Source organism: Aurantivibrio plasticivorans, assembly GCF_055392955.1.
Map to the genome: position 1 here is coordinate 3785628 of NZ_AP036020.1, position 22881 is coordinate 3808508.

General features: G+C 52.2%; 11 protein-coding genes. 1 reads left to right on the forward strand and 10 read right to left on the reverse strand.

Features of this window, described 5'->3' with window-relative positions; all coding sequences use genetic code 11:
- Positions 1-9 precede the first annotated feature (9 nt).
- Genes ACZ5NB_RS16905 through ACZ5NB_RS16950 form a run of 10 tightly spaced genes read right to left on the reverse strand, consistent with a single transcriptional unit; the run spans position 10 to position 21933 of the window.
- Positions 10-3213 (reverse strand): DEAD/DEAH box helicase, encoded by a 3204-nt coding sequence (locus ACZ5NB_RS16905; protein WP_464107617.1) that lies wholly within the window; start codon positions 3211-3213, stop codon positions 10-12.
- The gene (locus ACZ5NB_RS16910) at positions 3206-5011 is read right to left on the reverse strand and encodes a phospholipase D family protein (RefSeq protein WP_464107618.1); all 1806 of its coding nucleotides are present in this window, start codon (positions 5009-5011) and stop codon (positions 3206-3208) included. The genes ACZ5NB_RS16905 and ACZ5NB_RS16910 overlap by 8 nt, the downstream gene beginning before the upstream one ends.
- The gene (locus tag ACZ5NB_RS16915) at positions 5005-6234 is read right to left on the reverse strand and encodes a DUF6361 family protein (RefSeq protein WP_464107619.1); all 1230 of its coding nucleotides are present in this window, start codon (positions 6232-6234) and stop codon (positions 5005-5007) included. Before ACZ5NB_RS16915 ends, ACZ5NB_RS16910 begins: the two co-directional genes overlap by 7 nt.
- A 28-nt stretch (positions 6235-6262) precedes the next feature.
- Positions 6263-7024, reverse strand: a complete 762-nt coding sequence (locus tag ACZ5NB_RS16920; RefSeq protein WP_464107620.1) for an HNH endonuclease — start codon at positions 7022-7024, stop codon at positions 6263-6265.
- 9 nt (positions 7025-7033) lie between these two features.
- Positions 7034-7561, reverse strand: a complete 528-nt coding sequence (locus ACZ5NB_RS16925; protein WP_464107621.1) for a hypothetical protein — start codon at positions 7559-7561, stop codon at positions 7034-7036.
- Complete coding sequence (locus tag ACZ5NB_RS16930) at positions 7558-8922, reverse strand: AAA family ATPase (protein WP_464107622.1); 1365 nt, start codon at positions 8920-8922, stop codon at positions 7558-7560. Before ACZ5NB_RS16930 ends, ACZ5NB_RS16925 begins: the two co-directional genes overlap by 4 nt.
- Positions 8922-12968 carry an Eco57I restriction-modification methylase domain-containing protein gene (locus tag ACZ5NB_RS16935; protein ID WP_464107623.1) on the reverse strand — a complete coding sequence of 1349 codons (4047 nt, stop codon included), beginning with the start codon at positions 12966-12968 and terminating at the stop codon, positions 8922-8924. Before ACZ5NB_RS16935 ends, ACZ5NB_RS16930 begins: the two co-directional genes overlap by 1 nt.
- Positions 12969-12977: 9 nt before the next feature.
- The gene (locus ACZ5NB_RS16940; protein WP_464107624.1) at positions 12978-15764 is read right to left on the reverse strand and encodes a helicase-related protein; all 2787 of its coding nucleotides are present in this window, start codon (positions 15762-15764) and stop codon (positions 12978-12980) included.
- Positions 15764-21049, reverse strand: a complete 5286-nt coding sequence (locus tag ACZ5NB_RS16945; protein ID WP_464107625.1) for a DEAD/DEAH box helicase — start codon at positions 21047-21049, stop codon at positions 15764-15766. Before ACZ5NB_RS16945 ends, ACZ5NB_RS16940 begins: the two co-directional genes overlap by 1 nt.
- On the reverse strand, positions 21049-21933 hold the full coding sequence (locus ACZ5NB_RS16950; protein WP_464107626.1) for a helix-turn-helix transcriptional regulator: 885 nt from the start codon (positions 21931-21933) through the stop codon (positions 21049-21051). The genes ACZ5NB_RS16945 and ACZ5NB_RS16950 overlap by 1 nt, the downstream gene beginning before the upstream one ends.
- Before the next feature lie 686 nt (positions 21934-22619).
- On the opposite strand from ACZ5NB_RS16950, the gene ACZ5NB_RS16955 reads away from it, so the two are divergent.
- Complete coding sequence (locus tag ACZ5NB_RS16955; RefSeq protein ID WP_464107627.1) at positions 22620-22868, forward strand: hypothetical protein; 249 nt, start codon at positions 22620-22622, stop codon at positions 22866-22868.
- Positions 22869-22881: the final 13 nt, after the last annotated feature.

Genomic DNA, 22881 nt, shown 5'->3' on the forward strand with positions numbered 1-22881 from the left:
TTGATCGTCCTATTCTTCCCTGATTGGTGAGCCCGCAGGTTCTGGTAGGTTTTTGTCCGCTAACGGCGGCTGGAGCGAGATCAGCCAGTTGGCAAAGTCCGCCACTTCGTGGTGGCCATTTTGGCTGAGGCTAAACAACAGATCTTCCTGCCGCGGTTGGCCAAACACCATTCGATAGAGTGCCAACCCCTGCTTCAAACGCTTGAGCTTCCCCACTTCTTTGCTATACGGAAGCACTGGAATTCGGCGTTCGACACGCGCGGAACCCTCTTCGAATACCCAGTAGGGAACCAGATCGGACAACCCGCTGGCTTTCCCCTCAGAGGCCATCCGGAAGAGTGTCTGCCAGGGATCCCCGCCATCGTGAAATTCAGAGAGCGCGCTCAAGCCATACCGCTCAGCAACATTCTTTCTGACGGCATGCCCCTTATAGCGGTGTACCCGCCCCTCCCGCTGCTCCAGATCAACCGGGTTCGACGGTAGATTCCAATGCACGACCGCATGGCACCAGGTATGGAAATCCAGTCCCTCCTGACCGATTGATGTCGAGGCGAGGACAAAGGGGCGAAACGGGGAATTAAAGGCATCTCTTACCGAGTCGGCACGGACCAGGGCTTGATTATTGTCGTCGCGAATATCACCAAAGCGGAGCGCAAATCGACAGCGGGTATTGAAGTCATCCACAACAAACCCTTCTCCGCCGCTTTTTATCTCATCAATGCGTATCTGAGCCGTGCGCAGAGACAGCACCGACTGTATGCATTCAGCGATCGCGGCTACCTGTTCTTGCTGTGAATGCTCCTGCAAGCCCAGGGACTCGCGAAGAACATGCACATACTCATCAAGCACAGCCTGAAGATTGCCATCAATGCCGTACTGCAGTGTTAATCGCCAGTAGGTCTCCTCCCCCGCACCACGCAACATGGCGATGGTTTCCGGCATGTTAAACAACGATCGGAATCCGGACGCGACTCTGGCCGCGGCTGACAACAGTGTTGGATTATCGATATCGAGCCCACCCGCGATACGACGAAGCGCCCGCAAGGCGCAGACACCGGGGCCAGCCAACGCAAGATCGCAGAGCACATCCGCCAAATCGTCAGGCATGGGGCCGAGCGTCAGGTTGCCCTCAGCGACATTGACCAGCAGATCAAGGTGATCTCTGAAGCGGGTACCCGATTCGTGGTCTGGCGTCGCAGATCGCCACCCCAGCTCACTCTTACACCAATCCAGCAAGCCGTTGTGGCCATCGATGAGGATGGGAGCCGCCCAATACCAGCGCTCGTCGGCCCGCGAACCTTCCTTGCCTTCAGGCAGGGTATTGATCAAATCACGACACACCGCCTTTACTTCGTTCTTCAAATCCTGAGCGCTCAGCGGCCCATGGCGTAGCGCAATCTCCAGCGGGTCGATCCGGGTGGCAAGAGTGGGAGAAGGCAGCAGCCACGCAACCACCGGCATACCCGTCAGGCGGTTGTCGCTTGAGGCCACTGCAAACCGCAGCAAAGGTTTGATCTTGTCATACAGCTCACTGTGGGAGACCGTGTTTCCGCCCAGCATGTGCCGCTCTGCTTCATAGGAACAGATCGAAGCCACAGCATCGGGAACAGCACTCCAGGATGAAAACACCAGCGCTTTCGTCAGATTATCCTTATCTCGGTAGGCCCCGCCCGGTTCGACATAAGGCATGGACGGTGGCATCCAGAGCAGCTGCCACATACCCTTTTCAATCGTGTCCTCAAACAGTAAGCGCATCCTCGGGTTCGCAGGGTCGATTGACTCGTAGCCTTCGAACTTATCTTTGCACAACAAGTACCCGTTTGCTGACTGCAAGGCATCTCGAAGCGCATCTGAAGGCGCACTCAACTGGGCATCCAGTTTGTGCCTCAACTCATAGTGCTTTAAAAAGTTGATCAGATACGGTGCCGATTTCCAGTACTCAATGGGTTCCCCGGCTTTGACACAGACTGCCACCGCATCGGCAGTGGCCGCGTGCTGCAGATCCGCGGGTTTAAGAGGGGCAACCCGCTCAATCTCTCGCAACATCGAGTTATGATCGCGCGTGGTGGCGACCCTCTCGGTTCGACACATCACTTTAAGAAGTGCCTGCTCAAGTTCGGCCTTTTTCTGTGGAAGGCCTACCGCGCCGTTGGTACTCGCATGGAGCGTGGTTCGATGCGCCGACAATAGCGTTTTGACCGCATCCACTTCCGCAGGGTCATTAAACAGAAAATTCAGAGTACGGATAAAATCAGGATAGTGGTCGTCCTCTTCCGTCTCCTGATCGAGGGTGAACATCTTATAGGGCGTTGCGGAAAGCAGAAGCACGCGAACTTCCGGATGTTCAAAGAGCGCCGTCGCCAGCATGGAGGCTTCGTCATCACCATCCAGCAAGTTCTTGAAGCGCTGAAACTCATCGAGGATAACCAGATCAGGCTCAAGCGCAGAAAGACACACGGATGCCAGCTTGCTCCTGAGTCGGCCAATCAGGTTATAGCGCAGCTCGGAATCCTCCCAGGGAATCCTGCTGTAGTCGCGATATCGGGCAAAGCGGTCACAGCCCTCCTTCAGGTCAGCATAGAGCTCAGCATCTTCAAGAACCGCTCGGCGAAACGCCTTGGAGAGATCCAAATCCAGTTCTGATGCAGGGAGGTTTTTGGCTTTCGCCCGCCAGTTTTTCTTGCCTGCAGTCGCCTGCAGTATATTCAGCAGCCCTACTCGCAACCGCTTGCGGCGCTCACTCTGCGCCAGGGGCAGATCGTATAACATGCGGTAGAGTATGGCCCGCTCATCGGCGTGACCTCCCCGGCTGCGGGCATGATCAAATGCCGTTCCCGGAGTCAGGCTGATGAAATTCACCTTGTTCTTGCGCAGGGACCGTACCTGTTTGGGCAGGTAGGTCAGGCGCGTAGCAATTGTGAAGCCTTCGGTATCGCTGACGTTGAGTCGGTTAACGTTTTGGGTCGCGATCGCAGCATTGGAGCAAATGTATATCACATCAACCCGGTCCACTTTATCCTGCAGGTGCTCCAGGGTTTTGGCGATGATGCCTCGGGCAACCAGTGTCTTGCCAAGACCCACCTCATCCGCAACAAGAAAACGCGACGTCGAATCTGACCCGTAGAGTCGTTGGAAAACATACTCAACGGTCGTTCTCTGAAAGTCCTTTAATCCCGCCAATGCAGGCGCGGCCAGAAATCGATTGCTAGGCATCGCGCTCCCCAATCGCCGATTCAAAAACGCTCCACATCCCCAGAAATTCATCTGGAACCACCGCGTTCTCGGCCCCTTTTGACAAGTCTCGAACCAATCGCGAGACTTCTGATAATCGCTCCGGGTGGCGACTGAAAGTACGCGTAAGCTCTTCCAGTAGCGGAATATCCTCGCCGGCCGCCAAGCGGGCCAGCCACTTGGCCCAACCAGCAGCATTCCCTCCCTCAAGCCCCTGTGCTGTATCGTCTCCCAGCAACAGCAGCAGGTACCGGATAAAACCTTCCTGGTTGTTGATGACCGTTTGCAGAATGGCGGAGTCGCGCTCTCCAGGTATGCCCGTAATGGGAAGGTTCAGCACAAACCGGGCTGACACATCGGGATGGTTGGTTTTCAAATCAAAGGCAATGAGGCCGGTGACATAGGCTGCATCGCACTCCCACACCACGGGCTCGCTCGATAAAAGGGAGGTTGCGCGACTGTCTGACTGCAGAGTGATTGGCCAGACCTCCGCACTGACAATTCCCTCCAGGGGAGGAGCTTCACCGATCAGTAACAGCGACCACAAGCTCTCCTTGGTTGCAGGGCTGCATTCCAACGACAGCGCGGCGTCAGCGAGCCGATATCGTGCATCCTCAACACACGCCTCCGCGGCCTGACGCTCCACATCAACAATAGACTCCTTGCTGACATCGAAGTCCACCAGATATTCACCCAGACCATCTGTCCCGAGCAGCTCGTCAATACCGCCGACGTTGCTCTTTCTGCCGACCAACCCCACCAGAATCTCGATATTCTTTGCCGCATTCAGCGCCGCGTTGGTGGCATTGGCAGACCCCATAATTACATGGGTGTAGTCGGAGTAATATCGGGTCTCGAATAGATAAACCTTCGCATGAAGACCCGTCGCGAGCGGATGTTCAGATGCTGTGTCTTCTTCGCCATCTTCCGTTTCCGCCGCGTCATCCAGCTGCAGGCACTGAGCGAAGAGCGACAACGTTTCCGGCTTCAAGGCAGATAATGATTCCGGTCGTGAGATGAGCGCATCAGCAGCAATCGATTTGCTCGCCAAATTTTGCAGTGCGTAATCCGAGCAGAAAGGCGAAATAACGGCCATTCGATTCGCTTCCGGAGGTTCCCAATCAAAGCCCTTTATGCCCGGCAGGTAAAAGGCCAGTTCATCAAAGCCCTCAGGCAGCTCCCATTCAACGCGATGCAGTGCCTCTGCAAATCGATGTGCTTGCGCCTCTCGCTCCGCGGCTACGGCGCCGGTTGCAAGACCGGGCAACATGTCAAAGAAGTGCGCCAATGGCTTGTTCAGTTTGGCCTTGCGGCCAACCACCGATCCTTCAAGCTGCAGTGACAGATCCCAGGATTGATCGGCGGTCATATTCCGGCTCAGCACCACCAGGCGACACATCGCACGGCTTTGATCCGGACTGACAAAGCGAATTGCCCAAACCTTGGGATGGAAGACACCGCCTCCCGGGGCAGACACTTCAACTACCATGTTCTCCAGAAAGCCAAACAGTGGATTGGGCTTGGCAATCTGGGGGATCTGAATACGTCCACGCTGCACATAGACAGTAATACGCTTCGAGTACCGACGAATGGCTTCAAGTACCGCTAACGGGTCGGGATCTGTCTGACCGTCGGCTGCCATAAGTGCCAGGTAGACTGGCGCCTCAAGCAGTAACGCAGGATCCATTGAGAATGTGGTCGCCACAGCTTCGTCGAAGATCATTCCCGGAGGCGGGGTCAATGCCGAGGTATAGAGGCTTCGGGAGTTTGGATTCAGCATAACTGCTCCCGACTCAGCCCTTGGTACAAGTCGTTCAACAGTACCTTCACATTAGGCCACCGGTAGACCAGTCTTCCGACACCCGAATATCCGCCCCACTGCTCAAGTGCACGCTGGTTTCTGAACCGTGAGCGCGCACCTTTGAGTTTCATCTCCCTTCTTTTTATCAAATTCAATGCATCAGTATTAGCCAGAAGGTCCTCTGGGGATTTGCGGGTATGCTCGATCCATTGCTGAATAAACGATCTTGTTTGCGGGGTAACACTGTGACCGTGATCGATGGTCAGTTCCCAAAGTCGGCTAATCGACCACTCGCGAACTTCATCCAGAGGAAAACTCTCAATCCAACTATTGAAGCTAGTCTGATGTTCCTCAGCCAGCGCTTCATGGTTCTTGAGCCTGGCGAGCTGAATGTTGTACATGAGTGACGCCCCGTGCATCGTCTCAGAAAAGAGACGCGCATGGGTCAGGAGCTCTTGGTGTTGAGTGGAAAAACTGGCGTAGTCGGGGTGCTCCCACGGGGCCAGGGAATCAGCAGGCTTGCAGTGCAACACCAGAAATGAAAGCAGACTGTCAGGGCAAGCGACCTGGATGCGATCCCGAATAAACTCTGCTTCTTCCCGGGTTAAAGCGAAATCGATCTTAGCCGGAAACTCAACCGGCGGTTCAGGCAGCCGAGGATGCCAGCTATACGTGGCCAGGCGCTGTTCCTGATCGACATCATCACCTCTGGCTCTGGCGTCCTTTTCCAGTGACTTCAGTGTGCCCCGGCGACGATAGACTTCTTCGATACGCCTGTGATATTCATCCTGCGAGAATGGCGTCAGCCGTATTCCCCAAACGCCGAGTCCTGCCCAATAAACCGAGCTGGGTAACCGTTTGAGACTTTTTCCTGCCGTCTTTCCAAACACTCCCGCCAGATCATCGGACTCCATCAACGGCTGAACCAGCGCCCTTTCCAGAAAATCAGCCTGGACGGCAAAGTTCGCTGCAGGTAATCGTTTATCTTCCAGGGAGTGATAAATCCAGGGCACGAAAAGCATGTAGCGCAGCCGTGTCTGGATGGTACTTGTGCCGGGAAATAACTGATCAGCGAAACTATCGCGAATAGAGCCAAGCCCAAGCTCGTCGCGGCTTTCCTTTTCCTGGAACAGGGAAAGAATGCGAAGTGTACGCTCTCTCGCTGTTGAATCGTGGTCTATCCATGCAAGTTGAGATGGCACCCTCTATCCCCTATTCCGTTATTTGTCTCTACTGCCCTTTAGTTCGCAGGCGAGTACGGTGTAATTGCAGATAGGTCTCGTGCCGCTCTGTAAGCCAACGCAACTGCAGTCCTTCGATTAAGCCCAAGTAGTCCCGATCCTTGGTTGAAACGAGATCAGAGACGATGACGACTCCTTCCTCATCAAAGCTGATCAGAAAGCGATCAAACAGCCCATCCAAGTTCGCGTTAAGTAGGAAGCCATTAAAGACATCCAGGCGCTGCGCATCGGATTCACATTCAGCCCAGGGAAGTGCATGGCTGGCGCGAAGTACTTCGGGTATAGCGACACCAGTCACTGCGCAAGCACTACCCCAATAGTCGAGCATAGCCTTGCGATAGGTATCCTGCCCCACACGTTGGCGAACCATACGTTCTATTTCGGTGTTTTTTATCGCACAGGGAAGCTTTTCAAGTTCCGCTTTCAACGCAGACTCAAAATCATTCTCAGCCTGGTTAGGCAGCGAGTGAGCCAACGCGGCGGCACGACGGAAAACAACAGACAGTTGCTCAATGGTGCTACAGCTGATCTTTTGGTCCGTGACGGAAAAATCACGGCTTAGCTCGCTGATCAAAAGCGGTTTTGCGTTCACAAGCTGAAGCAGATACTGCGAACCATCCAGTGTAACTTGCGCATGGAGAGGATGCCGGGCTGAGCCTAGTGTCAAAGAGGTGGGAGTTTCGGCCACTGTGTATTCAAAGCCAAAATCATGGCCGGCCTTTTCAATTAATGAGCGTTTCAGGGCATCCATCACATCACCTTAAGGCATAGCCGGAACAGGCTGGCCTGGGAATTTGTTGCCGTAAAAACCACAGACATCCGCTGGGCACACAAAGTCTACGACAACGCCCGCAGCGTGCAGAGCGGGCCACCAGTTTAGCCATTTGCAATCGGCGGCTTGCAATACAGGTGGTTTATCCGCATGGGCGTTGGCTACCGCTGGAAACTTTCGATCAGGTGGGTCGAATTGCGGTTGTAATGCTTGGTCAGGAAACTCTGCAAAGTGGTCTCCGGCGGTGTCTGTGATGGTTACTTGATGCACCCGATCCGTATTGGCTTTATTTTGTAGCAACCACTTTAAAAATACGTCGCCCATGCGGGTATTCTGGTTTGCCGATGTTTTATTCTGGTATTCGTTGAGCATGCGAAAACCGTCATCAATCACAACCACTCTTGTTCTTGCTTCCAGCAGCTTTGCAGTACAGGCTAAAACGCACTCTTCAGAAATATCTTCATGTTGCTGATTAGCCACGAGCAATACATTGGTATCAATCACTACCGCATTCATTCCTCACCTTCCTTGGGCGGTGTTATTTTCTTTTCTTCGATTTTGCGTTGCATGGCGGCCATGGTTCGGGCGGCGATGTCGCCCATTTCGTCGCCGAAGAAGTTTTCTGGCCAGTTGCTGATTTCGCCGTAATCGTCCAGCTTCAAGGCGTTGATTTTAGCCCTGGTTCCGTCGCGCTCAACGAAGTACATGGCCAAGGCTTCTGGCTCAATCGTTTGCTCCGCTACGCGGCGCTGCAGGCGGGTGAGCAGGTGTTCAGAGTGAGTTTCGATAATGAACTGCACGCCGCGCTGATGACTTATTTGTGCAAACAATTCCGCTAGCTGACTTTGAGCCAGAGGATGCAAATGGCTTTCCGGTTCTTCGATAATCACGATATGGCCTGGTTGAGCGAAAAGTGCCGCCACAATCACCGGCAATACCTGCGATACGCCTACGCCAACATCTTTCAGGTTGCTGACTTCGTTCTGATTGATAATGTGAAGCTCATAGCGGGCGGATCGCCCCAATTGCTTCACGGCAAGGCCATCTGCCAGGTTCATGGTGTTCAGCCAGGCGGCGGATTGCTGAAACAGCACAGCTTCATCGCTGATTTCCTCCCCCGCCTTCTTCTGCCGCTGATAGGCCACGCCACTGGCTATCAAAGCATCTATAGCCTTGGCGCCGTCATCGCCAATATGCGCTGGCATACGGCCAGCCCAAACATAGTCGCGCTGAGCCAGCCGCCGAACGGGGCCCAGATAGATGATACGGCTGAGTTCATCCAGCAGCTCTGGGCCAACTTCGTTAATGCTCTCAGCTTGTTCACCCAGCTTATTAAGGGTCGCAGCGGAAAAGGCAAAAGAACGCTCGGGACGGTATTCGGCACTTTGTCCCAATGGCTTTCGCTGGCTGGCAAGGCTTAGCTGATAAATGCCCGCTTTGCGACGCTTGACGGTAAATCCTTGGCCATCCTTGCCCAACCGTAAATAATCGAGTTCAGCACTGTTACCAGAACCTTTGCGATAGCGGGCAGAAAACAGCGATGAATCGGTACCATCGGGCTCCTCAGCCCAACGAAACTCAATACCGAACTGCGAAGCCGGAGTGCCGGGACTGGCGCTGGCGCTGCGGCAGAGGACATCCTGAAACTGGCCAAGAGTGACGGAATCGGACTTGCCGTTGTCGTTATCCGGGTTACCCAAATTCAAATCCAAATTTGGGTCGTCGCTTTTTACTGTCTGACGAATCAGCAACAGGCTTTGGATCAGGCTGGATTTGCCCGAGGAGTTAGTGCCCAGCAATAAGGTCAATGGGGCCAAGCGCAGCGGGCCAGTACTGCGCCAGATCTTGAAATTGTCGAGTTTTAAGTGGGTGAGCATCAGTGCAGCGCTCCGGCTTCCAATTTATCCCAGGCTTCCAGCACCAGGCGCTGGGTTCGGTATTCTTGATAGAGACGGATATCACTCCTTTTTAAAACAGCAAATGTTTCTGATGGATAGCCTGGTCTTACGGATTCTGGATCAAGAATAAACTGAAGTTCCTCACGGTTTAGCCCATACAGTTTTGCAAAATAAGCATCCAGCTCTGCTTGAATGATTACTCGTTCCTCATCGTTAAATTCAAACGGATTCCCGTCGAATCCAAGATCTTTCGCCCATCCAATCATGCTGTATGATGAATATGTAAGCTTTAGAACTCGGCGTAAAATAAACTCAATATCCACTGCACGATAAATCTCCGGCGGCAAAACCGGTAATTGCTTTACAATGAAAAAATTCATTGTCAATCCGCCGATCTTTTGCCTAGAAAAATAGTCAAAACAGATAGATGTTAGATTGGCCTGTAACAACGACACCAATCTAGGGTCTTGATTGGTTAGCATTAGAGGATATTTGTTTCCAACAGCGGTTCGGGGAATAACTGTTCCGACAAAAGATCGAGCACTAGCGCGAGAGTCAGTAACATCTCGAAATCCCAAAGCCCATTTTCTATCCCAACTTTTATCTGAGTACCGACTTTCCATGTCTGATTTTGTCACCCAGTAAAACGGAATTGGCTCGAAAGCCATATCCTTTAGCTTTTCTATAGGGGTCTTAGGAAGGATGTGTGCTCTCTCGCCCTCAGTCTGGCTAAAATCGCTGTATCTGTGGTTATAGTGGTAAACCATCTTGGCTTCATACAGCGGCACATACTCAGATTTATCTTTAATAAAGTGATTCCCATCCAGCTCGTATCCCTCATCTATCAAATCCTCATAGGTTTTAAATAAGTGGCTGTCGTTGGACATATCAAACATTCGCATAAAGGTAATCCCCCAGGGATTTACCTCAGACTGGCCACCACTGGCTTCGCGAATAAGCACTGGAACACGTTGATAGATTTTCTTGGTAATCTCGGCGTCGTAGCGTGATTGAAAAATCGGACAGGTCAGAGTATTCGGGTTTACCCGGAATATATCTTCAGGGCTTAGAGTAAATACACGCTCCGGGTCATGCAGGTGTTCAATTTTTTTACCTTGGAACAGGAAGCGTGTTTCAGGAATTTGTTGTGCTGAGCCAACAATGGTTGTCAGTGCGAATCGCAGCATATGTCCTTGACCGGCACCGGCGAAAAAGCCTTCGTTCTCAAACTCAAAGAAGCTATCCAGTGATTTCTTCGATATCAGTTCGCCAAAGAAACCTTTGGTTGAATTGTCGGTAGCCAGACCAGAGGGCACGATAAAACCTGCCCGCCCGGCAGGTGCTACGATTTGATAAATAGTTTCACTAAACAACGCGTAGGTGTTTACATCACCAACGCCGGTTAACGCATAACGACCACCTTCATCCCCGTTTACATGCATAAAGGCACTGGCCGCTTCGGCGGTACGCTTGGCGGTGATAAATTCGTTGAACAGCCGCACTTCTGCAGCGCATTCATGCTCGGGGTGGTGCAACTCCGGCAGTAAGTGCTTGGCCAGCATACCTTCGCTGAGCCATTGGATACGCTGGGCGCGCTCCGCCTTGTTCTTGGCCTTGGCCACATCGGCATTGCGGGTGGCAAAGAATTCCTCTTCCTGCAGTTTGATGCGCTCCCACGGCGGGTTGCCGAGCACACAGTCAAACCCACCTTGGGCAAACACCTGCGGAAAGGCCAGCGGCCAATGAAATGCGGAGGCCTCGCGACAGGCAATGGTAGCGGCTTCACGCTGCGCGTTGTGCTGGGTATTGTGACTTTCGCTGACCAATTCCAGATACACACTGGCAGTCGTAGGAATTGATCTTTCGGTCGCTTCCGTTTTCGGCAACAGAAATGCCCCCAACAGCATATCGGCGGCGTGACGCAGGTGGCTGTGCTTTGCCTTGTCCAAAAAGGCTTTGTAAGCCGCCTCCTGTTTGGCAATCTGCTTAGTGGTCGATTGGGGCATCGCCTCAATAGCGGCAAGTTCCTTCAGGCCGGAGTCGGTGGTGAGAAATTCATCCAATTGTTTGAACTGTGCGGCGTTGCGCTTTTTCTCCAGATCTTTCAGCGAGGCGGTATTGGCTTTATTGAGGGCCGTACACACGGGCTTCTCATCCCCGGAGAGTGGCTTGAACGCCGCCTTAGGGATGCCATATTCCAACGCTTTCAGATCGGTCAAGCCCAGCAAGGCATCGCCGCACTGCAGGTGGTGATCGAGGAAGGACAGCGGCTGACCTTCTTCAAAACCTTCCAGCCACAGCGCGGTGCGTGCCAGCTCCAGTGCCATTGGGTTACGGTCAACGCCAAAGATGCAGTGGCTCACTACCTCGCGCAGAGCATGGCGATAATCGGCAGGTTTTACCGCGCCATCCTCACTACGTAGTAAAGCTAACTCTTGGGCTAAACGACGTGCAGCGGCTAGAAGAAAGTGGCCACTGCCGCAAGCCGGGTCGATGACGCGAATACTGAGCAGGGCCTCTGTTGGATTGGCTCTGTTTTCTGCCAACCGCTGTTCTATCACCGGCTCCAGTGCCGACTTAATCAGCTCCTGCACCAATGAGTCCGGCGTATAGTAACTGCCGCTGGTTTTACGGGCATTACCCGCGGTGGAACCCTCAGAGGTGATACCCACAAAGCCGAAGGATTTTGCGGTCAGGTCAATCTCGGGTACCAGTTCCAGCAGGCTTTCATACACACTGCCCAGCTCCTCTGACCCCATGTTGCGGTAGTCCACCGGTGCCAAAGAGCCATCATGCTTGGCCCAGCGCAAGTATCGAATAGCCGTTAACAGGTGGTGATTGCTGAGCGCGGCAGAATCCAGCGTTGGACACTGGGCCGCGTTAAACAACCCACCCAATGCGGGCAACGCCAGGCGAGGCTCTCCTTCGGCCAGCCCTTTAAAAACGATACGCAACGCCTGCCAGTGGTCGTCGAAGCGGTTGAGATTTCGGCGCTTTAAGCAGGTATCACGCAGGCGTGCCAGCGCATAGCCCTGGGCATAGAGGCGGCGGGCTTGCTGGGCGGGCTTTGAATCATCGGCTGTGTGCAATACACCGCGCTCTTCCACGGTGAACAAGAAAATGAGCCGGTAGATGAGGCGCAGCAATTCCTGGAAGTAGTCGTTCTTACTGAGGTCACCCTGATCAAGCTGCTGGCGCAGCATTTGATTGGATGGGTGTTGGATAAAGCCTTCTCCCAATACCAGCAGGGCTTGCTCTACGCCGTTGCGAAGGCCGTCGCGCACGCGGGTACCTTCGGCTTTACCGGTTTCGCGCCAGGCTTCCCAAATGCTGTGCTCAGGCTTGTCGTTAAGGGATGCTCTACTGGCGTGCAGCAGGCGCCAGACGTTGGCGAACTCGCTAAAGCGCTGACCTTCGAGTACATCCTGCAGGTCGATTTCAAGAAAACTGGGGCGCGTCAGACTAGCCGCATCACGCAGCAGGCGCAGCTGCTTGCCATTGCTGACGATGGCCCACAAATGCGCATCGCTGGCATTGAGCAGTTCCTGCGCCAACTGAAAGGCGGACTTTTTACGGCTGCCACTGCCCTCAATAGCAAAGCTGGGAAGGCTGTCGTCCAACCTGGCGTTAAAGGGTGCTACCACAACCGGCACGTGGCCGGCTAAAAAAGTGATGGGGTACGAACGATCGTTGACTAAAACCGGGGCTGTAGCCTGCAGCGTGCCGTAGCCGAATACATCGCGCAGCAGCTCTGCCACAAAGGTTTGGGTGACTAACTGTGCATCCACATCCTCACGCTCCAGCAATGGGGCAAAGTGCTTCCATTGGGCACAGGCGATCTGGAAGGCCCGGCTGTAGTCATCTTTTAGTTTTAAGCCTTTAGGCGTGTGGTAATCGGCCTCGGCTTGATGTTTGGCCTGGCCCAATGCAGCCTTTTCCAGTTGATCAGGTAGAAACAGTGCGCCTTCCAGGGTAAGACTGGGCAGGTTGAGAGCGCTTTTGGCCTGGCGTTTAACTTTCTTCATTCTTATTCCTTACAGCGCATCCGGCAGCAGTACGTACACGCCAATCACATCCACGGGTAAACAGGCGTTGACGCTGTATTGACCTACGTCGCGAGCGGCTTCGCGCACACGCTTGTGATCCTTTAAAAGATTGCTGGCGCGTTCCGTAGCCAGTGCTTCGAGCTTGTGCTTGTGCTGCTGTAAAAAGCCGATGGCGTGATTAATTTCGCGAGTCATCGCCTCTTTGGGAAGGTTGCCACTGGGCACGCATTCCAGCAGGTTATTCACCTCATTGCCTGTCAGCCACTGTGGACTGGTGCGCCCTTTTACCGCCAAGGCGATGGTTTCTTCAGCCATCAACTGGAAGGGTTCACGGCGGCGCACGTATTCCAACTGGTGGCGCAGGCGCAGCAGGTAAATGGTCGTCACTACATCAACGCTGTCGGTTTCGGCGGCAGCACAGCGAGCAGCCAGATTGCTGTCGCCCTGTAAACTTTCTTCCAGCAAGTGATCCGCTAAAACGCCCACCAACGGATGGCTTCGGTGCAGTTCATTGAAATCAATCAGCAAAGGCTGCTCAATACCTTCATCGAACAGGCGCTGACGCAAGTTGTCAGGTGTGTACTGCGGTAAAAAGCGATAACGATTACCCTTGGCAGTTTCCAACGGCGCATTGAGGCGAGCGGCAGCCGTTCTGATAAAACGCTGTACGTCTTCGTGGCTACCCAATGACTCTTGTTGCTTTTGCCACTCAGGCATGACTTCATTGGGCTGAATACGGCGCTGGGCAAATACCGTGCGGTTTGCTTTGGCTTTAGTGAGTGCGTCTTGCCATTGGGTCTCAACCGGTGCTAGCAGCTCCTCGGCATCGGCGAACATGTCCGGTGTAAAAGGGGCGTTGCCCGCTGAGCGCTTCATTAAAGCGGCTTTTACGAGCGCCTGATTGATGCGGTTATCATCCTCTGGCATGGGGACTAATACACCCAGCTCCTTTTGGATGGCTTCGCCCTTGCGCAAAATTACGTTCAACACAAAGCCATCGACCGGGTTATCTTGCCCGTAGAGCATGGTGCATCGCACTTCGGAGGCCTGCTGACCAAAGCGATCTACCCGGCCTTCACGCTGTTCGTGGCGGGTAGGATTCCACGCCAGGTCATAATGCACGACGGCTGTGAACAGGTGCTGCAGGTTTATGCCTTCTGACAAACAGTCCGTAGCGACAAGAATTCGCCCAACTTGTTTATCCTCTGACCCCTCCTCCATCTCCTCTACCTTGAGGCGGCGCTCTTCCGGGGTTAATTCGCCGGTGACAGATTCAATCGTCGCCTTGGGGAAATGCTTGCGCAGATGCTCGGCGACATAATGAGCGGTCGCTACATAGCGGCAAAATACCACCGGGTGGTACCCGTCTTTGACTAGCACGTCCAGGTGCTGAATCAACGCTGCCAATTTCGGATCGCCCTGCTTTCCGCTCAAGCGCTCTGCCTCGCTTATCAGGTTTTGCAATGCCTGGTTATTGAGCTGCGCTGGCGGCTCCAGATCAGAGGCGGAAAGGTCATCCGCCTCGCCGTCATGCAGTCGCTCATCGGTCAACAACTCGTCAGTAGACTGCAAACCTTCCAGCCGGTTGCTGAGGGCTTTGACTGCAGCTGCCGGTGAGGAGGCAACGCAACGCAACAACGCAAGTGTGGCGTACCAGATAAGACGTGAATCGTTTTCTCCCTGGCGTTCAACACTCTCAGCCAGCTCAACGCAATAGTTTTGAACAGCATCGAAAAAACCGCCCCAATCACCGCTGAGTTTATAAGTGACTTCAGCCTTCATTCGGCGGGGAAAGCCTGTGCCGTCATTGGTTTCAGCTTGCCATTCGGTAATATCCTTGCGGCGACGCTGCACAAAATGGCGTGCCAGCTCCTGACGCAACGGGTCGTTTGCTGAGGTGCGGTTTTGCAGTTCAGCGAACTTGAGATTGAGCAACGAAATGAGATTATAAAAAGCGGTTTCATCACCTGAGTGGGGCGTGGCCGTCAGCAGGATCAAATGACGCTCTTCGTTCGCTGCAAGTCGTTGCAACAATTCGAAACGGAGCTGTTTTCCCTGGCCGGACGCGGCGCAAGTGTGTGCCTCATCTACCACAATGCATTCTGGTGCAATTGAGAGAAAATGCTCCCTGTGGCGCTCACTTTTGATGTAATCAAGGCTTACTACGATGATGGGAAAGTGATCCATCAAGTTGGTGCCATGAGGCACTTCACGCTCAACACGGCCGGCAGTAGCTGACGTCAAAGCCACTGCCTGCAGGTTGAACCTGTTCTCAAGTTCAGATTGCCACTGTTCTACCAGGTGAGGCGGGCACAACACTGCGAACCTGGCGATCTCGCCACGATCCATCAATTCGCGAACAATCAGGCCGGCCTCAATGGTTTTACCGATACCGACGTCATCAGCGATCAACAGGCGTACCGTGCTCAGGCGCAGTGCCATCAACAGTGGCACCAGCTGGTACGCCCGTGGTTCAACAGCGATATTGCCAAATGAACGGAATGGGCCACTGCCGGTACGCAATTTCAAGCGCAGCGCGTCGCGTAGTAATAATGCTCCTGAATGGTTGCCAGGTTTTTCTGCATCGGGCCATGGAAAGGTCGCCGACTTGACAGGTTCAAGCTCCAAATCGGGAATCAACGCAACAATGTCGTCGTCGGTACCGCCCAGTGGACGGAGGCGAAGCCATTCAGGGCTGGATTCATTTTGCACTACCCATTCACGCCCTCTCGCATGCACCAGGTTGCCAGGTTGATAGTTGTACTCTTGCGTCATTAGGCTTGTTCCTCGCTTACACCAAAGACATTGGCGTAACGACTAAATAGGGTCTCCCAGGAAGATTGGCCGGATGCATCGATACAGTCCCACCCCTTATCAGCTAGTTGCTGGATGATCTCTTCTACTGGCGTTTGAATGAAAACCAATGCTCTGGCGCCTTTATATTGGGCCACTGCCGTGGCCGCTCCTCCGGATACGGTAACGAAGGTAGCGTCTGGCTGGTTAAGCCCTCGTTGACTGATGACATTGAGCAACTCCTGCCCAAGTGAATCACCGGCGGCAACTGGAATTGATACTTCTGATAGCGCCACCGGTTTGACGTTGGCGTTGGCCAGAGCCACTAATAACTCCAGAGCATCGGCATTGCGACGATTGATATTTTCATGGTCGGGCTGATTGTAGTAAGAGAGTAAACATTGGTAACAACCGGCCTCGCACAGCGCGTTGTTGAGATCATCCTTTTTCTCTAATGAGGCAAGCTGGCTGACGTTCCACTCTCCTTCTGGCTTCTGAAAGTGCATGATTTCTAATGCCTTGCTGGCCACCATTGCCAGACTTTCTGGCTCAGAAGCCAAACGAGTCAGCACTCCGGCCCCGCCTTCGGCGGCCTCATAGAACAACAACGACTTTCTGTCATCCAGCTTGGGTAGCGGCTCGGCAACCAGCTCTGACTCTTCAATCTGGAAGCTCATCTCAACGCCACGCTTCAATGCGGCCTGAACCGTTGCCATGGCTTCAATGGACAGAGGCTTAATCGGCTGAAGGATCAACAAATTGCGGTGATCTTCAACAAAGGGAACAATGCGCTGGTTAGCGACTTTATCTAATGCCCCTTCATCGCCGCTCTTGTCATCTTCGCTATTGGGATCGTCCTGTTTACTCCAGGTGCCGGTAATGGGGTTAATGTAGAAACCAAGTTGGTTTTTATCTTTCCTGCGACGCCAACCCCGATTGATTCGCCAGATACGGGCGGCTGGCGCGTATGTCAGTTCAGCCAGACTATCTTCGTCTGCCTGAACAATGGCTTTTTGCTGTTGGATTTTTCCATCGGGACCCGGCAGGAATCGATAGGTAGTTTGCAGTTCGAAGCCCTGTCGTTGGCGATCTTCGTCGTTAATGGAGATACGCTCTACCGGTAAGGTTTCCACGGTTTCAATGCGATACAGCTCTTTTACCCAATCTTCTTCCGTTAACAGGGCGTCACAGTTTTCGCAGCGTTCCACCAAAGGCTCTTCACCTCCAGGTTGCCCCAAATGGCCATAGCCACATTGGCTGCAAACGCGGGATGTGATGGTTGCCAAAGTGCTGTTACCCGATATGTGTTCGCTGTTGCCAACATTGAGTTTGGCGCGGACAACACGATACATTCTACCCTGATGATAAATAAGGCTGCGCGGGCCAAATTCGGACAGAGCCAGAAAACGCGGCCGGCTGACCATACTACCCTCATCATCTTTACCAGAAGCCTGTCCACCTCGGGCCGGGATCCATGCCATCAATGGCAGACGCGGGAAGTTATAGCCTGGCAGAAAACCTTGACTCGCCAAATAACGGTAGGTGTAAAAGTCTGAATTTTGGGTGTTACCGGTTTTTAGCAATATTCCGTATTGGTTGGCGGCATCACCCCAGCGGCGCTTCGCGTTAGTTCTTTCCAAATCCGTCGCAGTGTGGCTCTTGGCGACAGCCTCTGCCATATCCATCTGTTTACGAGTCGCATCAAACAGAGCACGCCAACGATCTAGTGCACCTGAAAAGTTCTGCGGAGCCTGACTAATAACTGAATCAATGTAATCGGCCGTAAACCAGTGACTGGTATTCAATTCATTTTCCAGCTGCTTTATTACTCCTTGCGCTGCAGAGCGAGCTTTTTCTATCACCTCAGGATCAGACAGCTTTTGCATCAACGCTGTCTGCAGTGGTTTGGCTTGTTCTTCGAGATTCACCAGTGGCGCAATGCTGCTATCAAGCTCGACCTCGGCCGAAGCCAGCCAAACTGCATGCAAGTGGCTTTCAATGAGCTCTCGGTTACCCAAGTCCAGGGTTGGCGCCTTTACTACGCCGTGCACCATTTCATTGGCATTGTGAAAAAACCACTGGTCATGGGGGCTAAGTGAGGCGCAATAGGTAATCACCAAGGCCTGCTGTCCAGACCGACCGGCGCGACCACTGCGCTGTGCATAGTTGGCAGGCGTCGGGGGTACGTTCCGCAGGTACACAGTGTTCAACGCTGAAATGTCTACACCGAGCTCCATGGTTGGCGAACAAAACATCACCGGCAGGCGCTCCAACGGTGTTTCATGGCCAGGCTCTTCCAGCCACTCCTTTTGATCCTTTTCGGTATAACGAAATCGCTGCTCCAGTAACTGACGACGGGCGGCATCAACTTGTGCGGTATGCTCTTGAGCTTCGAAATAGAATAAGGGGTGACTGGGCTGCTTTAGCAGTTCAGCCAAATTCAGGTAGAGCTGACGAAAATATTGGTTGGAGGAATTATCCTCTTCGATGCCGGTGTCGGTAAGTAGCCACTCCAGTGCAGATGCGTTCAGCCGAAAACCTGCCAAACCTTTTTCAACACTGTGTTTTTGTACGTACCCGTAGAGGACTGCTATTTCCAGCAGCGCGGAGATGATTTCGACCCACTCTGTATCCTTCCAGCTACTGACTTGACCTGCATATGCAGTAGACTTCCAGAAGTCTGCATTCTTGATAATTTTTAATACGCGCGATCTCTCTGCCGCTGAAACAAGATCACTTCTTGGCTTACCTTTGTATTCCGGGCGTTTCGTTAAAATTAGAAACTTGGAGGTTTCCAGCTTCTCGTCAGAGGCAAATGCCCAGCGTTCATTCAGATAATTAAAGGCACTATTTCGTGCCTTATCTTGCTCAACAGAATCCAGGTAGCGTGTTTCAAGGCATAATGCTCGACGCATTTCATCGAACAGGACTCTGCACAGGTTCGCCCTATTGAACGGATTGAGTTTTGCTAATACAGAGTTTTTACTGCTTTTAAAGAGCTCATCTTCAGCACAGAATTCATTCAGGCCACGATAGTCGATCTTCAGTAAGGCCAGTTGGTCAAGATTCGGGTTGTTAAAGCGCCACCCCCTGCGAAGGTCGCGAATGAGGCGATAGCCAATAATGTATCGTAGTGTTCGCTGCGCTTCTTGCCTGGCCAGCCCCATTAATTTCGGTGTTTTTAAGTATTCGGCCAAGGTGGCTTCATCAACACCGCTAAAGCCAAGAGATTTGAAGACCTCTTCGGAGAGTTTTTCTTCATCTAACAAGCCTTGATTATCTTGTAGCGCGCCGATCAAACCTGCCCGAAGTGTCAGCAAGAAAATGAAATCGTTAAAATGCCCCGCCTGCAGTGCAGCGTCTTGTCGATTGTCTGAAAACCCTAACAGCTTTCTTGGATCTGGAACGCCCTCTGGCAAATCCTGAATCGAAAAGAGTTGTCGTAGTGCCGACAGTGTTAGTACTGTTGTTGCGGACGAACGACCTTCACCAGACAAACTGGCAAGTCGGTTTATATCTTTTCCATGGGCCTCATGAAGCTGGCTGCAATTCAAGCAAAAGCGAAACTTTCCTGGAATATACCAATAGCGCTCGCCCCGACCCTCCACACCTTGGGGGTCAATGCTAAATTCTATTGGACGAGCATTTTTATAATTGGACTTGAGTTTTGGCTCAGCTTTTGAGAAATCAATCCACGATTCTGGTAGATCTTCCAAACCACCCCTGAAGTCCAATTGTGGGTGAACAGGACAGAGGAATCCGAAATTAAGCTCTTCATTATCTGCTGTTGTGATTTCACCGATATCTCTCGGGTCAAATCTGACTTGACCATGCACAGTTTTCCAAACCGGGTGGTACTCTTGACCACAATCCCTACAGAAATGGGTAGGATACAACTGAACGGATTGATCTTGCCTGCCCGGAGCAAAACGCTGTGCATCCAGCGTAATAGCTCTGAAACCACCGGGTTCAAGCGTTGCCAGAACCTTGCCCGGACCGCTAATGAACTGATGCAATTTGAAAGCAAAAGGAGCACGACCTTGAGGTGTTTTCACGTCGTGAGCCGCAACCAAAAATTTCTGAAGCGCTACAGAGGCCTCCTGCTGCGTTACACCTGCATCATCTGCCAGAAGCTCGGAAGCGGAATCAAGGGTTTTCGGCTTTGCGCGTTTTGGAGGCTCGTCGTCGGGTATCTCAATACCAAGATTCAACTCCACCCAGATAGCTAATGGCGAATCTTTAAAAGCCTCAAAATTTTCCCAGGAATAGCCAGCCTTTTGAATCTCGGCTTTTAGTAGAGGCCTGATCGCATCAACGCCTTTCGAAGGAGTAGTGACCCTTTCAAGGGTCTCGCCAATAACATCGTGCTCGGTTATTTTGGCTCCGAAGAGCTTAGTGGCAACTTCAGCGACCACACGATTGCGATCAACCTGCTTACCTGTGCTGGACATGGTTGCAGAGGTACCAATACAGGTCATATTCTCCGTAGCTAAACGCTCTCTGAGTCGCCTTACCAGTACAGCAACATCTGCCCCCTGGCGACCCCGATAAGTATGGAGCTCATCGAGGATAAGGAATTCCAATCCGCGGCAGTTTTCTACGACACGCCGATCAACATCTTCATAACGCGTCAGGATAAGCTCCAGCATCATAAAGTTGGTTAATAAAATATCCGGCGGGTTATCCGCTATATAATCTCTCTGTGTCCGGCTTTCTTGTCCGGTATAACGCGCAACAGTAAAAGGCTTACCATCAGCAGGGAAGTCAACCAGAAATTTATCCAGCTCTTCAAGTTGGCTATTTGCCAACGCGTTCATTGGATAAATGACGATAGCTCTGGTTCTTGGTGTTGGATCCGCATCTTTACCTTTAAGAATGGCATCAACAACGGGAATAAAAAATGAAAGAGACTTCCCTGAACCTGTACCCGTAGTAACTACATAGCTTTGCTTTTGTTGTCCCTTTGCCAGTGCTTCAAGCTGATGCTTGTACAGAAAAAGAGGATCTGACTTACCCTCTATTTTTCCTGTACGAAAAACATCACCACATAGTGGATGAAGGACTCCATCGGTGGCGAGTTCCTGTACCGTCCCCTTACGTTGGTAGTTAGGATTAATCTGTATGAGCGGTTGCGGCCAATATCGGCCTTCCGCATATTCTTGCTCAACGACATTTTTTATGTCGCTAGCTGCGATTGACACAAAACTTCTGGAAAACGAACTGTATTCTTCGATCAATTCGTCCCTAAAATTGAATACGTTTTCCATTAGTTTATGTCCTTATTCAAGTCATATCCCGGTGCTATAACCAGATTTTCTACACCATAAAGGGCTTGCCAATTCTTGAGCCATAAATGGTACTCGGCCCCTTTCAAACTATGGTTTTCAGTACAGTCCACATTCCACCGTCTGAGTACATAGCCTGCAGCGGCAGCGCGCACATTCACCTTGAGTACGCCATCCTTCATCGCATAATCCATCTCGATGGTTTCTGGATGGGGAAGGTTGGGATGTGCCACTAAATTCATTTCAACAATTCGGTTCCACTGAATGTCAGCCTCACTTGTTTCATGGTCTTTAGGCTGATCCTCGACAATGACTGGATGTGCAATTCGCGTAACCACAAAGTCAATGAAGGCCTGGCGATTGCGATCAAAGGCACGGACATGCCAACGCAGCCCGTTATCGACCAGAACAAACGGAACGATTTCACGCTCACTCAAGCCTGAACCGATGGAGCGATACTGAATCTTCACCACTTTCTTGTGATAGATGGCCCTGGTAAGAACGGCTAACACCGGTAGCGATGGCCGATTGAGCTCCGCCGGCGTTTCACACCGCACCATGGGTTTGTGGCTACCGATAAAGTCCTCACCAAACCCTTGCGAGAGGGCCGCTAACACCTGTGGCGGCGAGTATTCGAACAGAGGCTTGAAGGATTCTGATTTGACGTAGGACTTCAACTTGGTGTCGTAGTCAAGATTAGAGGGGGCCAACTCTCGGTATAAGGTGATATCGCGCGTCGCTGCCGCCTCCCCGATTCCGAAGCGAGTTACCAGATCACTACGCCCAATTTCGCCCAGGAAGTAGGTTCGAAAATCGATATGTGACAGGCGCTCTTTTTGCGCCTGACTAATGCCTGATAGCTCCACTCTGGCTTATCCCCCCCCTAATCAAGACACTGGAGATTTTGCACCATTTTGACGCCAAATGGTAATACTTTATCATGTGGTGATATATTATACCTGTTGACATCATCATTTTGATCTGTATATTCTACAACCAAGATCAGAGACTGGCTTTGATCCTCCCACTTCTACGGAGAACATATCCATGGCAACAAATCCTCCCAAGGGCGACGGCCACCGCAATGGCGCAGTTCGTGGCCGCTCCCAAACCAAAACGCCATCCGGTCACTATGTGAAGCGAGATACCGAGACCGGGCGCTTTATGGACGTAAAGACTTCCAGCAAAGACCCATTCAAGGGTGTCAGGAAGGAAAAGTAGTGGGCGGCCCCAGCGCTTCAGGGGCCTCATCAAACAGTGGATAGCGGAGACTTGGCAATGGTGAAAATCCAAGGTGCGGTCGTCAAAGAGCAAGGTGTAACGTTTGCGATCACGATCGTGAAACAGCACATCTTAAATTCGCAGTTACAGTGTCAGCAGGCTGCTCAATCCTTTCAACCCCTGTTCCCGGGTATGCCCATTGTGCTGATGGGACAGGATTCACGCGGCACTCCAAGCTACTGGGGTCGTCGGGATATTGTGAATTTTCTAAGGAACGTCCATCCGAGTCGAATCCCTTGGAAAGAATATACATTCAGCTGAGGATACTGTGATGATCGATATTTCTTTTGAAATAAATGGCAGGAAGGTTTCGCCACGCAACATCGGTAATGCCCTGGAAGCCGCAGTTTTACAGTCTGTACAGGAATATATCAAAAAGTCCGTCGGCTCAGCACGATGCCCCACTCATGGTCAGGCTCCGAAGATTAAAGTAAAGGGACGCAAACTAGACTCTCTGAGCTTCGAGGTTTCCGGATGTTGCGACCAATTGATTGAAACCGTAAAGAAGAAACTGAAATAGGTATTGGATAAAT

What these genes read in the sequence shown, in the direction of transcription:
- ACZ5NB_RS16930 (WP_464107622.1), bottom strand. Translation starts at nt 8,922, where the DNA reads ATGCTCACCCACTTAAAACTCGACAATTTCAAGATCTGGCGCAGTACT.
- ACZ5NB_RS16910 (WP_464107618.1), bottom strand. Translation starts at nt 5,011, where the DNA reads ATGCTGAATCCAAACTCCCGAAGCCTCTATACCTCGGCATTGACCCCG.
- ACZ5NB_RS16955 (WP_464107627.1), top strand. Translation starts at nt 22,620, where the DNA reads ATGATCGATATTTCTTTTGAAATAAATGGCAGGAAGGTTTCGCCACGC.
- ACZ5NB_RS16945 (WP_464107625.1), bottom strand. Translation starts at nt 21,049, where the DNA reads ATGGAAAACGTATTCAATTTTAGGGACGAATTGATCGAAGAATACAGT.
- ACZ5NB_RS16935 (WP_464107623.1), bottom strand. Translation starts at nt 12,968, where the DNA reads ATGAAGAAAGTTAAACGCCAGGCCAAAAGCGCTCTCAACCTGCCCAGT.
- ACZ5NB_RS16905 (WP_464107617.1), bottom strand. Translation starts at nt 3,213, where the DNA reads ATGCCTAGCAATCGATTTCTGGCCGCGCCTGCATTGGCGGGATTAAAG.
- ACZ5NB_RS16940 (WP_464107624.1), bottom strand. Translation starts at nt 15,764, where the DNA reads ATGACGCAAGAGTACAACTATCAACCTGGCAACCTGGTGCATGCGAGA.
- ACZ5NB_RS16920 (WP_464107620.1), bottom strand. Translation starts at nt 7,024, where the DNA reads ATGGATGCCCTGAAACGCTCATTAATTGAAAAGGCCGGCCATGATTTT.
- ACZ5NB_RS16925 (WP_464107621.1), bottom strand. Translation starts at nt 7,561, where the DNA reads ATGAATGCGGTAGTGATTGATACCAATGTATTGCTCGTGGCTAATCAG.